Source organism: Enorma phocaeensis (assembly GCF_900186505.1).
GTDB classification, from domain to species: Bacteria; Actinomycetota; Coriobacteriia; order Coriobacteriales; family Coriobacteriaceae; genus Enorma; species Enorma phocaeensis.
This window is the reverse complement of record NZ_LT891970.1, coordinates 345057-358021: the sequence shown is the minus strand read 5'-3', so window position 1 is coordinate 358021 and position 12965 is coordinate 345057. Positions and strand designations below refer to the sequence as shown.

12 protein-coding genes and 1 tRNA gene are annotated in these 12965 nt (G+C 63.3%); 12 read left to right on the top strand and 1 reads right to left on the bottom strand.

Annotated features, from left to right (window positions below; all coding sequences use genetic code 11):
* Positions 1-155: 155 nt before the first annotated feature.
* The 3 genes from C1717_RS07820 (at position 156) to C1717_RS07810 (ending at position 2998) form a co-directional block, all read left to right on the top strand.
* A complete protein-coding gene (locus C1717_RS07820) occupies positions 156-1442 on the top strand; it encodes a uracil-xanthine permease family protein (protein ID WP_102372656.1) in 1287 nt (428 codons plus the stop codon).
* Between the two features lie 33 nt (positions 1443-1475).
* Positions 1476-2408: a GNAT family N-acetyltransferase gene (locus C1717_RS10915; protein ID WP_102372655.1), complete on the top strand. Its 933-nt coding sequence runs from the start codon at positions 1476-1478 to the stop codon at positions 2406-2408.
* Positions 2409-2521: 113 nt separating this feature from the next.
* Positions 2522-2998 carry a hypothetical protein gene (locus C1717_RS07810; protein WP_102372654.1) on the top strand — a complete coding sequence of 159 codons (477 nt, stop codon included), beginning with the start codon at positions 2522-2524 and terminating at the stop codon, positions 2996-2998.
* 86 nt (positions 2999-3084) lie between these two features.
* On the opposite strand, the gene C1717_RS07805 is transcribed toward C1717_RS07810, so the two are convergent.
* Entirely contained in the window at positions 3085-3651 is a 567-nt protein-coding gene (locus tag C1717_RS07805; protein ID WP_102372653.1) for a flavin reductase family protein, read from the bottom strand.
* Positions 3652-3796: 145 nt separating this feature from the next.
* Between C1717_RS07805 and C1717_RS07800 the strand changes: the two genes are divergently transcribed.
* The 9 genes from C1717_RS07800 (at position 3797) to C1717_RS07760 (ending at position 12533) form a co-directional block, all read left to right on the top strand.
* Positions 3797-4177, top strand: a complete 381-nt coding sequence (locus C1717_RS07800; protein ID WP_102372652.1) for a winged helix-turn-helix transcriptional regulator — start codon at positions 3797-3799, stop codon at positions 4175-4177.
* Between the two features lie 234 nt (positions 4178-4411).
* Positions 4412-5167: a DUF3793 family protein gene (locus C1717_RS07795; protein ID WP_102372651.1), complete on the top strand. Its 756-nt coding sequence runs from the start codon at positions 4412-4414 to the stop codon at positions 5165-5167.
* 93 nt (positions 5168-5260) lie between these two features.
* Positions 5261-5680 (top strand): flavodoxin, encoded by a 420-nt coding sequence (locus C1717_RS07790; RefSeq protein ID WP_102372650.1) that lies wholly within the window; start codon positions 5261-5263, stop codon positions 5678-5680.
* 65 nt (positions 5681-5745) lie between these two features.
* On the top strand, positions 5746-6411 hold the full coding sequence (locus C1717_RS07785) for a pentapeptide repeat-containing protein (protein ID WP_102373096.1): 666 nt from the start codon (positions 5746-5748) through the stop codon (positions 6409-6411).
* Between the two features lie 170 nt (positions 6412-6581).
* Positions 6582-6968, top strand: coding sequence for a GrdX family protein (locus C1717_RS07780; RefSeq protein ID WP_102373095.1), 387 nt, complete (start codon positions 6582-6584; stop codon positions 6966-6968).
* A 108-nt stretch (positions 6969-7076) separates the two neighbouring features.
* Positions 7077-8357 carry a glycine/sarcosine/betaine reductase component B subunit gene (locus tag C1717_RS07775; protein WP_102372649.1) on the top strand — a complete coding sequence of 427 codons (1281 nt, stop codon included), beginning with the start codon at positions 7077-7079 and terminating at the stop codon, positions 8355-8357.
* A 16-nt stretch (positions 8358-8373) separates the two neighbouring features.
* The gene (gene grdB / locus C1717_RS07770; protein WP_102372648.1) at positions 8374-9690 is read left to right on the top strand and encodes a glycine reductase complex selenoprotein B; all 1317 of its coding nucleotides are present in this window, start codon (positions 8374-8376) and stop codon (positions 9688-9690) included.
* Positions 9691-9920: 230 nt separating this feature from the next.
* Entirely contained in the window at positions 9921-11936 is a 2016-nt protein-coding gene (locus C1717_RS07765) for an elongation factor G (protein WP_102373094.1), read from the top strand.
* 522 nt (positions 11937-12458) lie between these two features.
* Positions 12459-12533: transfer RNA gene (locus C1717_RS07760), tRNA-Thr, on the top strand.
* Positions 12534-12965: the final 432 nt, after the last annotated feature.

Here is a 12965-nt window from a genome sequence, read left to right as displayed (position 1 = left end):
TGACAGGAAGCGCCATATTGTTCCGGAATCTGAGGGGCCTCAGAACGTTACCGCACGTAGTTCGACTGCACGCTCAGCTCCTCCCCTCGCCGCGTATATGCGAGAATAGCCACAGCGCGCTGCGCACCGAGGCAAACGGCGAACGAGGGGGCCGCATGAGCAAGCACGAACGAGAAGTGATCGGCGTCGACGACCGCGTGTCGGTCGGTCGCGCCATCCCGCTGGGCATCCAGCACATGATGAGCATGTTCGGATCGACGGTGCTCGTGCCCGTGCTCACAGGGCTCGATCCCAACGTGGCCATCATGTGCTCGGGCATCGGCACCATTTGCTATCTGCTGGTCACGGGTAACAAGATTCCCAGCTATCTGGGGAGCTCCTTCGCCTTCATCAGCCCCATCCTCGCCGTGGGCGCCACGCAGGGGCTCGACGCCGCCATGTCTGGTGTCGTGGTCTCGGGCCTCGTGTTCCTGGCGGTTGCCGGCATCATCAAGCTTGCCGGCACCGGATGGATCGACCGCCTGCTGCCGCCCGTGCTCGTGGCGTCGGTGATGGTCGTCATCGGTGTGGGCCTTTCCGCCACAGCGGTCGACATGGCCTTCATGCAGGACCTCCCGGACGGCACTGCGACTTTCTACGGCATGGGTGCCATCGTTGCCGCCATCACGCTCATCGCGGCGGTGGTGTTCTCCAGTATGGGCGGCATCTTCGGCACCATCCCGGTGCTTCTAGCCATCATCGTGGGCTATGTGGTCTCCATCCCGCTCGGGCTCGTTGATTTCGCACCCGTAGCCGAGGCTGCCTGGATCGGCCTGCCGAACATCTCCGCTCCGCGCTTCGACGTGGGCGCCATCGCGCTCGTGGCTCCCGTGGCCATCGTCGTGGTGATCGAGCACATCGGTCACCTGCTCGCCGTGGGCGAGATCGTGGGCAAGGACTACCGCGACATGCTGCCGCGTTCGCTCGCCGGTGACGGCATCTCCACCATGATCTCAGGCTTCTTGGGCGGTCCTCCAACCACCACGTACGCAGAGAACATCGGCGTCATGAGCGTCACGCGCGTGTACTCGACGCAGATCTTCTGGTACGCCGGCGGCTTCGCGCTCGTCATCGGAGGCTTCTGCCCCAAGCTGGCGGCACTCATCCAATCTATCCCCAGCCCGGTCATGGGCGGCGTGTGCCTTTTGCTTTTCGGCCTTATCGCCTCCAACGGCCTGCGCATGCTCGTATCCAACCGCGTGGACTTCGACGTCAACCGCAACCTCATGATCGCGTCCGTCGTCATCATCGTGGGCGTGGGCATGGAGACCTCCGGCATCTCGATTCCCATCGGCGACTACACGCTCCCCGGCATGGCCACCTCGGCGCTGGCGGGCATCCTGCTCAACCTGATCCTGCCCGGCGGCAAGGAGGAGGCCGAGGAAGCGGGGCAGGAGGCGTAAACGGCTGGCGTGTCGCGTTATACGGGAGGGGCTATGACATACACAGTATCGTATGCTTCTCCGTTGGGAGAGGCGTTGTTGGCAAGCGACGGATCCGCGCTCACCGGCCTGTGGTTTGCGGGGCAGAAACACTTCGCAGCGGGGCTTGCTGAGGATGTTCGTGAGGAGTCCGACCTGCCGGTGTTCGAGGCGGTGCGTGCCTGGCTCGACGCGTATTTCGCGGGCGAGGAACCTGGGCCGCTGCCGCCAGTTGCCTTCGCGGGGACGCCGTTCCAGCACATGGTATGGGAAGAGCTTCTTCGCATCCCACGTGGCGAGACCTGCACATATGGCGATCTTGCCCAGCACATCGGTGAGCGCCGCGGCGCGCCGACCTCTGCGCGCGCAGTGGGGACCGCGGTCGGGCGCAATCCCGTATCCGTCATCGTGCCTTGTCATCGCGTGCTCGGCGCGAGCGGTGCGCTCACCGGTTATGCGGGAGGCGTTTGGCGCAAGCGCGCGCTGCTCGCGTTGGAGCAGCGGGGCATATCGATTGCGGAGGCCGCTGAGCGCCCCGGCACGCTGGTCCAGCAGCTCACCGAGGTGTGGGAGCGCTCCGTGCGCGCCACGCACGCCTTTCTGTCCGAGGACGATATCGTGCGTCTGCGCGGTATGGTTCCCCGGGCGTTTGCCGAGGTTCCGCATCTGCTTGTTGCCTGCCGCGCCGGACGAGCCATCGGTTTCGCGGGTGTTGACGGCGCCTTCCTCGATATGCTGTTCCTGGATGCCGCCGCGCGCGGCATGGGCACAGGCCGGCTGCTCCTCGAGCGCGCGACGGAGCTCTACGGCGTGAGGGAGCTTTCCGTCAACGAGCAGAACCCGTATGCTGTCGGCTTCTACGAGCATATGGGTTTCTCGACCTATCGCCGCACGGAGACGGACGAGCAGGGCGATCCGTTCCCGTTGCTCTACATGAGGCGGGCCTAATATCGCCGCGTGGGCTGGAGCGCGAGCCGAGGAGTATTGTTCGTGAGCGTCGTTTATCATTCGCGCGGCAGGGAAGAAGCACTGCTAGGGCACATATGTTGAAAGGTGCATCTATGCAGGCTGACCCTCCATCCGAGCATCGCGCATCGAAGAAGCCGTCCGGTGCGGGCTCCCCATCGTCCCAGATCGATTCAGGTAAGGCGAAGGGCGTCGTCCAGATAGTTGCAGGCGCTGCGGTCGCCGCGGCGGGTGTGTCGCTGTGCGTGCTGCCCGGTCCCGGTCTGGCGGTGATTGCAGGTGGCGTGGCGCTTGCGAGCAAGGGCCAGCGCGCCTATTCGGGCCGCGAGCCGACCAAGGTCGAGCGCAAACTCGATGCAGCGGCGGAAAAGCTCGGCGATGCCGCGAAGAGGGAAGCCGCCAAGACCGCGAGGACGGTTGCCCGCGAGGCGCCTGTGGTGGCGGAGAAGGTCGCACGCGCCGCCGGCAAGGGCGTTGTGGCGGCAGCGAAGGCGGGCGGCAAACTCGCGGTTGCCGGCAGCAAGGCGGTCGCGCGGAAGTTGCGCGATGCGCGCCACGACGGCGTGCGCTAGGGCAAGTGATTGCAGCGCGGGCCGGCTTCCCTCGCAGGCGGTGAGAGAGGCCGGCCCGCGTGCATTCGGGTTTCAGGCAAAAGCCGCTACATGAACCGCTTGCCGCTGTTCCAAGCCTGGCCGACCTTCTCACCCAGGGCGTAGTAGCCGCTCTGGAACTGGTCGAATGCGAAGGCGTTGAGCTTCACGGGGTCGACCTTGCCGTCCTCGTTCAGCACGGCCTCGTCTGCCAGCACGTTCTCGATCTTACCGAGCACGCGCAGGCCGTAGGGCTGCTCCTGCATCTCGACCACGCTGCACTCGAGCGTGATGGGGTACTGGTCTACCACCGGTGCGTCCACGCGGCTGCTCTTGGTGGCAGTCATGCCCGTGCGCTCGAACTTGTCGGCAACCTTGTTGCCGCTCGCGATGCCGAAGTAGTCGCTCTCGTCCAGGTGCGCCACGTCGGCCACGCTCAGCGTGAACGCGCCGCGCGCCTCGAGGTTCTTTGCGGTCTTGTGCCCGCGGCTGATGTTCAGCGCCACCATGTCGCGCGCGCAGATACCGCCCCACGCCATGTTCATGACGTCGACGGTGTCGTCCTCGTTGTAGGGTGCGATCATCAGCACCGGCATGGGGTAGAGCGCGGGCTGCACGCCGATCTCTCTCTTCATGGAATCCTCCGTTCGTTGCGGTTGCATGGACGGCGATATGCCGTTACCACTGTGATACGCTTATGCCAGCCATACAACAAGTACCGAAATCGACGTCAGGTACTTACCTTTAGTAAAGTTATGAGATGGGAGAGAAGCTACGGAGATGGGAAACGCATGCTGCGACGCGTGGGCTCGCATCGAGGAGGCGGATTTCGAGGATACGGGTTTCTGCTACACGCTCTCACTTATCCAGGGCAAGTACAAGATGGTCATCCTCTACTGCCTGATGGAGTTTCAGCCAGTGCGCTTCAACGAGCTCCGTCGCTATCTTAAGACCGTTTCGGACAAAACGCTCAGCCGCGCGCTCAAGGAGCTCGAGGCGGACGGGCTCATCAGCCGCATGGCCTATCCGCAGATTCCGCCCAAGGTCGAGTACAGCCTGACGGAGCGCGGTGCGTCGCTTATGGAAGTGCTCGACGCCATGTGCGTGTGGGGCAGCGAGCATCGCGACTGGCAGCGTCCTGGCGAGCATGGCCATACCTAAAGGGACGCAGGCATTTGGGTAATACGCAGCCGAGATCGGTGCTGAGCGTAAACCAGCGCAAAAGGGGCGATCATGATTGCCGGCCCCGAGCAGTCGGGAAAGCATGGCTTAGGCATAGCTTGCTGCCTAGAAGTAAACCTAAGGAAACTATTTGAATGAGTGGCTAGCTTTCTCTCAAGAGTTAAATATTGGTAACTTTATAGCTGATAGACGGCAATCAGCTATGGGAGAGCCATGGACGAGCAGGTTACAGGACAAAGGCTTGAAGCATCGCTGGTACGGATGTGCGCGCCTGCGTTGTTGGGAGCGAAGCCCGCCAACATGTTCACCTTTGTGGGCAAGTACGCCGATGCGGATCAGGTGGCGGTAGGGCGCATGCAAGGTGCGCGCGGCTATGTGTGCCCTGGCGAGCGCGATGGCGATTGCGCGTGTCGCCCATGTCCCTGTTCGCTGGTCGAGGGGCGCCGTTCGGAGCTTTCGCGTGCCGTGCGCAGCTTCGACCGCATATTGCAGGATCACGGTGTTCGCGTGAGAGTCGTCGCGTGGCGCTCGTTTGGTGCCATCGTCTTGGCGTATCGGCCCCAGATGCTTGCGGAGCATCTTGCTGACGAGCGGATGCAGGCAGCGCTGGGACGCTTGGGGTATCCCGTTTGGCAGGCGATGGGCGGCGATGCCGGCGAGATGAGCCTATTGATGCTCGGTCAGCAGCTCGACCATCTTGCCCAGCGCTTTGCGGCGGAGAAGCTGCCCCATGAGGTCGGCTTTTTCTTGGGCTACCCCTACGAGGACGTTATGGGGTTCGTGCGCCATCGCGGACGGCGGTATCGCTACTCGGGGTGTTGGAAGGTGTACGGCGATCCGCGTCCGGCGGTGAGGTTGTTCGCGCGATACCGGCGCTGCACGCGCCGCTGCGAGCGTTTGAGGAATACGGGCGCGACGCTTATCGATATCGTAGCCTTCCATCGATTTTTCGAGACGCAGTCCAGATAGGTCAATCGGCGTGCGGGTGAAAGACCCATGCGCCTAAGGCGGGTCCGTCTGATCGTGCATGAGCATGGCGACCCATAGCAGAAAGGATGCAGTATGAGCAAGGTAGCGATCGTCTTTTGGAGCGGCACGGGCAATACAGAAGCCATGGCAGAGCTTGTGGCGGAGGGCGTGCAGTCCGCCGGCGGCGAGGCGAGCCTGATCCAGGCGGTTGAGTTCTCGCTCGATGAGCTGGATGCCTATGACGCCTTTGCCTTCGGGTGCCCCGCCATGGGTTCCGAGGAGCTTGAGAGCGAGGAGTTCGAGCCCATGTGGGATGCCGTCGAGCCGGAATTGTCCGGCCGCAAGGTGGCGCTCTTCGGTAGCTACGATTGGGCGGATGGCGAGTGGATGGACCTGTGGCGCGAGCGGGCGGAGGCTGCGGGCATAACGGTTGCCGAGACCGTCATCGCCAAGAACTATCCCGACGACGAGGCTTCGGATGCCTGCCGTGCCCTCGGCGCCTCGCTTGTCTAGTTGGGCGATGCCTGCGCTCGCCCTGCTACCATAGATGCAGGGCAAAGCGAAAGGTGGCGATGGAGATGGCTCGGCGCACAGGGTTCGCGAAGGTGAGCGAGCGCATCGGACGGCATATCAGCGAGGACGAGCTCCTGCGCGAGCTCGCCGGTGGCGAGGCCCGCATCGCGATGACCGCTATCGAGGGCATCGACCTCGCCGGGATGAGCGTCGACGCGGCTACCTTCGAGGAGGTCGTCTTTCGCTCCTGCACCTTCGACGACGTCGACTTCTCGCGCTGCGGCCTCACCGATGTCATCTTCATAGACTGTCGATTCGTGCAATCTCCCATGGATCGATGCTGGCTCAACCGCTGCGAGTTCCGGTCGTGCTCGGCGCTTGGCATGCAGTTTCGCAAGAGCCGTTTGACCGGTGTCGGTATCGAGGACAGCCAGTTCAGGTACGCGGATTTTTCCGAGTCGACCATGGAGCGCTTCCGGGCAGCTCATACTGGCTTTGGCGAGAGCATCTGGCATGGCGCGCGGCCCAAGCGCATCTCGTTCGAAGGCTGCGACCTCACGAAAGCGGAGTTCTTCCGCACGCCGCTCGCCGGCATCGATGTTTCCACTTGCGAGTTCTCGGGCATCACGGTGTCGAGCGACTTCCACGAGCTGCGCGGGTGCATCGTGAGCCCCCAGCAGGCGGTCGAGCTTTCCGGCCTGCTGGGCGTGACGGTGCGCGAGCAATTGTGATGCGGAGGATCTTGGGCGCACGGGATCCAGGCGCGGGGGGCTATGGGGCGCAGCGTGTTGGGAGGACACTCGTTTAGGCAGGTGACGCCCCAATTATGCAGCCTTTGTCGGCCCTGTTCTTTTTCCCGTCCATCACGTACCATAGATGCGGGCGAGAGGCGGAGGTGGCCATGGGTCGAACAGCATATCTGATCATGACCAATAACCCGCTTGTTGTAGAACGGCTCGGGGACACGCATGAGGTGGAGTTTCTCGAGACCTCGTACGAGGGCCTTCTTCTGGCGGTGCGCGACAAGGTCCACGAGGGGCACACCCTGCTCTCGCATCCCCTGGCGGGGAGCGTCAAGCCCAACGAGACCCCGTATAGGTCGATCATGGTCTCGTGCGAACGATGCGATGCGGTGGACGCGCGGTCCCTCTCGTTGATCGAGCGCGCGATCGAGGCGTGCCGCAAATTCGAGGACAAGACCAGTGGCTACGGTGAACGGGCACTGAAGGACTTCCAGCTGATTGACTGGACGCTGCTTGAAAGCGGCCTGGATTCTGCGGACGCATGAAAGCGCCGCGGTGCCCGTCCGAGCGGGAGCAGGCACCCACCACCGGCGGAGCCGGGGCAGAACAGATAGGTCGTACATCTCATTCGAGCGCAAAGGAGGAAGCGGGAAGTGAGATTAGAGCTGGGACGAATTTACATCAAGGACATCCAGTTCGCATCAGAATCCAAGATCGAGGATGGCGTACTGCACGTGTCAGAGGAGGCGCTACGGGCCGTCGCCCTCAAGGACGACAAGATCGCGAGCGTGTCCTTCGACATCGCGAAGCCTGGCGAGTCCGTAAGGATCACGCCGGTCAAGGATGTCATCGAGCCTCGCGTGAAGGTCGAGGGCGCAGGCGGTGTGTTCCCGGGCGTCATCGCCAAGGTTGACACGGTCGGCTCGGGCGTGACCTATGCCCTCAAGGGCATGGCCGTGGTGACCGCGGGCAAGATCGTCGGCTTCCAGGAGGGCATCATCGATATGACGGGCCCCGGCGCCGACTACACGCCGTTCTCCAAGACCCTCAACCTGGTTATGGTGTGCGAGCCGGTCGAGGGGGCCGAGACGCATGACTACGAGCGGGCCGTGCGCCTTGCGGGCTTCCGCGTCGCCGCCTACGTCGGCGAGCTCGCGCGCGACCTCGAGCCCGACGAGACCCAGGTGTACGAGACCTGCACCATCAAGGAGGGCATGAAGAAGTATCCGGATCTTCCGCGCGTGGCTTACGTGCAGATGCTCCAGAGCCAGGGTCTGCTGCACGACACGTACGTCTACGGCGTCGACGCCAAGAAGATCGTGCCGACGATCATGAGCCCCACCGAGACCATGGACGGCGCGATCGTCTCGGGCAACTGCGTGTCCGCCTGCGACAAGAACCCCACCTACGTGCATGAGAACAATCCGGTCATCGAGGACCTGTTCGAGCAACATGGCAAGACCATCAACTTCGTGTGCCAGATCATCACGAATGAGAACGTCTACCTCGCCGACAAGCAGCGTTCATCCGATTGGACCGCCAAGATCTGCAAGATGCTCGACCTCGACGGCGTCATCGTCTCGCAGGAGGGCTTCGGCAACCCCGATACCGACCTCATCATGAACTGCAAGAAGATCGAGGCCGAGGGCGTCAAGACCGTCATCATCACCGACGAGTACGCCGGTCGCGACGGCAGGTCGCAGTCGCTCGCCGATGCCGATATCGCGGCCGACGCCGTGGTAACCGGCGGCAACGCCAACCAGGTCGTCGTCCTGCCCAAGCTCGACAAGGTCATCGGCACCTTGGACTACGTCACCAAGATCGCCGGCGCGAGCGAGGACACCCTGCGCGCCGACGGCTCGCTCGAGGTCGAGCTCCAGGTGATCACGGGCGCGACCAACGAATGCGGCTTCAACAAGCTGAGCGCACGCTAGAAAGGAGGGTATCTCGATGGCAAAAATCAAGGTAGCGCACTACATCAACCAGTTCTTCGCCCAGATCGGCGGCGAGGAGAAGGCGAACTATCCCGCCGAGCTGCGCGTCGGCGAGATCGTGGGTCCGGGCATGGCGCTCGCCCAGAACCTCGGCGACGAGGCCGAGATCGTGGGCACGATTGTCTGCGGCGACTCCTATTTCAACGAGAACCTGGAGACTGCTACAGCCGAGATCCTCGATATGGTGAAGGAACTCAACCCGGACGTCTTCGTGGCGGGTCCCGCCTTCAACGCGGGCCGCTACGGCGTTGCCTGCGGCACCATCGCCGCAGCCGTCCAGGACCAGCTGGGCATCCCCGCGGTGACCGCCATGTACGACGAGAACCCGGGCGCGGAGATGTTCAAGGACAAGGTCTACATCGTCGCCACCAAGAACAGCGCGGCCGGCATGCGCGCCGCCATGAAGAAGCTCGCGCCGCTCGCCCTCAAGGTCGCCCGCGGCGAGAAGCTCGGCGCCTCCTGCGAGGAGGGCTACATTCCCAACGGCACCCGTGTGAATTTCTTCGAGAAGGAGCGCGGTTCCAAGCGTGCCGTGAAGATGCTGCTCGATAAACTCGCCGGCAAGAAGTTCGCGACCGAGTACCCGATGCCGGACTTCGACCGCGTCGACCCGTGCCCGCCGCTCAAGGATCTCACGCACGCCAAGATCGCGCTTGTGACCTCGGGCGGTATCGTGCCCAAGGGCAACCCGGACCATATCGAGAGCTCGAGCGCCTCGCATTACGGCGAGTACGACATCACGGGCGTGGACGACCTTACCGAGGAGTTCTACGAGACGGCGCACGGCGGCTACGACCCCACCTACGCCAATGAGGACGCGGACTGCGTGCTGCCCGTCGACGTCATGCGCGATCTCGAGCGCGAGGGCGTCATCGGCGAGCTCCACCACCTCTTCTACTCGGTGACCGGCAACGGCACCGCCGTGGCGTCTGCCCGCGCGTTCGCGGCCGAGTTCGCCCAGAAGCTCGTCGCCGATGGCGTGCAGGCCGTCATCCTCACCTCCACTTGAGGCACGTGCACTCGTTGCGGTGCAACGATGGTGAAGGAAATCGAGCGCGCCGGCCTGCCGGTCGTTCACATCTGCACGGTGACCCCGATCTCCATGACCGTGGGCGCCAACAGGATCGTTCCGGCGGTGGCGATTCCGCATCCGCTGGGCAACCCCGCGCTCAGCGCGGAGGAGGAGAAGGTTATGCGTCGCCGTATCGTCGAGAAGGCTCTCGAGGCCCTGACGACCGAGGTCGACGGCCAGACCATCTTCGACTGGCAGTAAGCTGCAGGTAGCGCAGCACGCTGCGACTGCTGCTGCGGGCCGCGGTTGAGCGCTCTTGGGCGCGCTGTTCGCGGTGGGCCGCGGGGCAAAACTGCAACAAGGGGCGTCGGCGCGTGCCGGCGCCCCTTTGCGTCTTGCGCGGCGCGGCGCGGCGAGATGAGCGTCCGAGCTGCGCATGTGCCATACTTGCTCTGGAAGATTCGAGGTAGAAGAGGGTACGCGTGGAGTGCATGAAGCAGGCGGTGGTGGGGCTCGTCGCCCATGTAGATGCCGGTAAGACGACGCTTGCGGAGGCGCTGCTTGCGCAGGCGGGCGCTATTCGCCGCGTAGGCCGCGTGGACCATGGCGACGCGCATCTGGACACCGATGCCATGGAGCGCTCGCGCGGTATCACGATCTTCTCGCAGCAGACCGCCTTCGACGTGCACGGCGTGCATCTTATGCTGCTGGATGCACCCGGCCACGTGGACTTTTCGGCAGAGGCGGAGCGGACGCTCCAGGCGCTCGATTACGCGGTGCTGGTGGTTGGCGCAACCGACGGCGTGCAAGCCCACACCGAGACCATGTGGGAGCTGCTCGGTCGCTACGGCGTGCCCGTCATGGTGTTCGTGAACAAGATGGACCTCGCCGTTGATGCGGATGATGCCGTACGCGCGGAGCTTCTGGATAGCCTGCGCCAGCGCTTGGGGGCAGCTGCCGTCGACGGTGCCGCGCTGCTTACAGGCGATGCCGAGACGCTCGAAGACGCAGCGGCTACAGACGAGCAGGCGCTCGACGAGTACCTCGCCAGTGGCTCGCTCGGCCGTGCCACCGTTCAGCGCCTTGTGGCAGAACGGCTCGTCTGCCCGGTGTTTTTCGGCTCGGCGCTCAAAGGTGCGGGTGTGGGGGAGTTCCTCGAGGGGCTCTGCGAGCTTGTTGTCTCAAGGGCGTGGCCGCAGGATTTCGCAGCTCGCGTCTACAAGGTGAGTCGCAACGCGCACGGGGAGCGCCTCGCTTGGGTCAAGGTCACCGGCGGTGTGCTTCGAGCCAAGTCCACGGTTTCCGGCGTCGATCGCGGCGAGCCATGGGAGGAGAAGATCGACCAGGTGCGCCTCTACGACGCCGAGTCGTACCAGACGGTCGCGGAGGTGCCTGCGGGGCGAATCTGCACGGTGACGGGGCTTTCGCATGTGGTGCCGGGCAGTGTCCTGGGCGCTGAGCCTAGCGGACTCGCCCCGGCGCTCGCTCCGGTCCTCTCGTACCAGGTCATCCCCCAAGGTTGCGACGTCCATGCGCTCGTGCGTGCGCTTCGCGAGCTCGCTGACGAGGACCCGCTGCTGGGCACATCTTGGCAGGAGGAGCTCGGGGAGGTGCATGTCCAGCTTATGGGGGCGGTCCAGCGTGAGGTGCTCGAGGAGCGGTTGCGCGAGCGCTACGGCCTATCGGTGGCCTTCGGCCCGGGAGGCATTCTCTACCGCGAGACCGTCTCCGCGCCGGTGCGCGGAGTGGGCCATTTCGAACCGCTCAAGCATTACGCCGAGGTCCAGCTGCTCATCGAGCCTCTGCCGCGCGGTGCGGGGCTGGAGGTGGGTACGCGATGCCCGGAGGATGCGCTCGACCGAAACTGGCAGCGCCTCGTCCTCACCCACGTACTCGAGCGCGAGCACCGCGGCGTGCTCGTCGGCGCTCCCATCGCAGACGTGCGCATCACGCTTCTTGGTGGGCGAGCGCATGCCAAGCATACCGAGGGCGGAGACTTCCGGCAGGCGACTTATCGGGCGATCCGGCAAGCCCTCATGGAGGCTCGCGCGGCGGGCGCCTGCATGCTTTTGGAACCTTGGTACCGCTTTTACCTGCGAGTTCCCGCAGAGAAGATCGGTCGCGCCCTTGCCGACGTTCAGCGCATGTCCGCTGCGTTCGATCCTCCTAAGATCGAAGGCGACATGGCCGAGATCTCTGGCAATGCTCCCTCATCCGAGATGCGGGAGTATGCGCTCGAGGTGGCGGGCTACACCGGTGGCCGTGGCCGATTGCGCTTGGAGTTCGCAGGCTACGATACCTGTCACGACGCCGATGCGGTTATCGCTCGCGCAGCGTACGAGCCGGAGGCGGACCTGCCCAACACTCCCGACTCGGTCTTTTGCTCCCACGGCGCCGGCTACACCGTGAAGTGGCAGGACGTGCCGGAGCACGCGCACGTGACCGTGGAGGAGAGCGGCCTGCGCCCATGGCGCGCGGCTGATGCGTCGTTCTTCTCGCGCGGTTAGCGCGAGGTGACCAGCCGAATCCGTAAAGCGCCCCTCTTAGTGCGCGAAAGAGGCATCTTCAAAGCCGTTTTCTTCATTGAGCTGCGATCAAAGACGGCTTTCACTGCTTTGATTTTATATTCATGACGGGTTACGGTGGTCAAATTGAAAAATGCTGGGTAGACAGGCCAAACTCGATACTGAATCCGCAGCTAGATACAAAGTAGGATCGTTGTCTACTCGGCTAGATTGGTGTTGACCACCGTAACCCGCATCGAGCAAAATCGCGAAACAGGGTTCTGGGGATATTTGTGTATACGCTTCAAGAACTATGGCTCCCAATTTGCATACAGAGTCAGAAGCTTGACTAGTTGTCGCTGAAGGGATGGCCAAAGCGGGCATTATCGTGGGGACGAACACGACGGCTTCTGCTGAAGAGCTCGCTGGTCAGCAATCATGGGGCTTCTATCATCAGCATTGCGGCCTTGCCGCCGTCCGGGGCATTCAGTATCCTATAGGGGCATCGCGCTCAGGCGCGGGCGTGCCAGCGTGGCTCAACGGTAGAGCTTCTGATTTGTAATCAGACGGTTGCGGGTTCGATTCCTGTCGCTGGCTCCATGCAAGCATGCGGGTTCGGTTTCCTTGTGGGACTGAGCCCGTTTCGCTATCTCCCACAACCCGTGGATTGCTGCTTCCGATTCAAGGTAGGCCGAGTTCTGCCGTTCGCGTGTAGTGAACGGTGATAGCAGCACCGGGCCTGGTTTCGAATGCGCTGGTCGCGCGATATCGAAGGTGACAGGGCAACGTTGATTAAGTGTATAAAGCCCTACCGTAAGCATGGCTTGCTTTAGAAAAACCAATCGTAAAGAAGGGAGCGCGGCATCCTATTTCGACTTCGTGGTGTACGAAGCGGAGAACGGCAGGGTCAAGCTCGCGACCGAGGTCGATAGTACCTAACACCGCGCGCCCATGCGAAAGATCGAAGAGCGGGAGATGCAAGGTGCCTTGCGGGGCGTTGCCGACCGGTGGGCGCGCGACAGGACCAAGGAA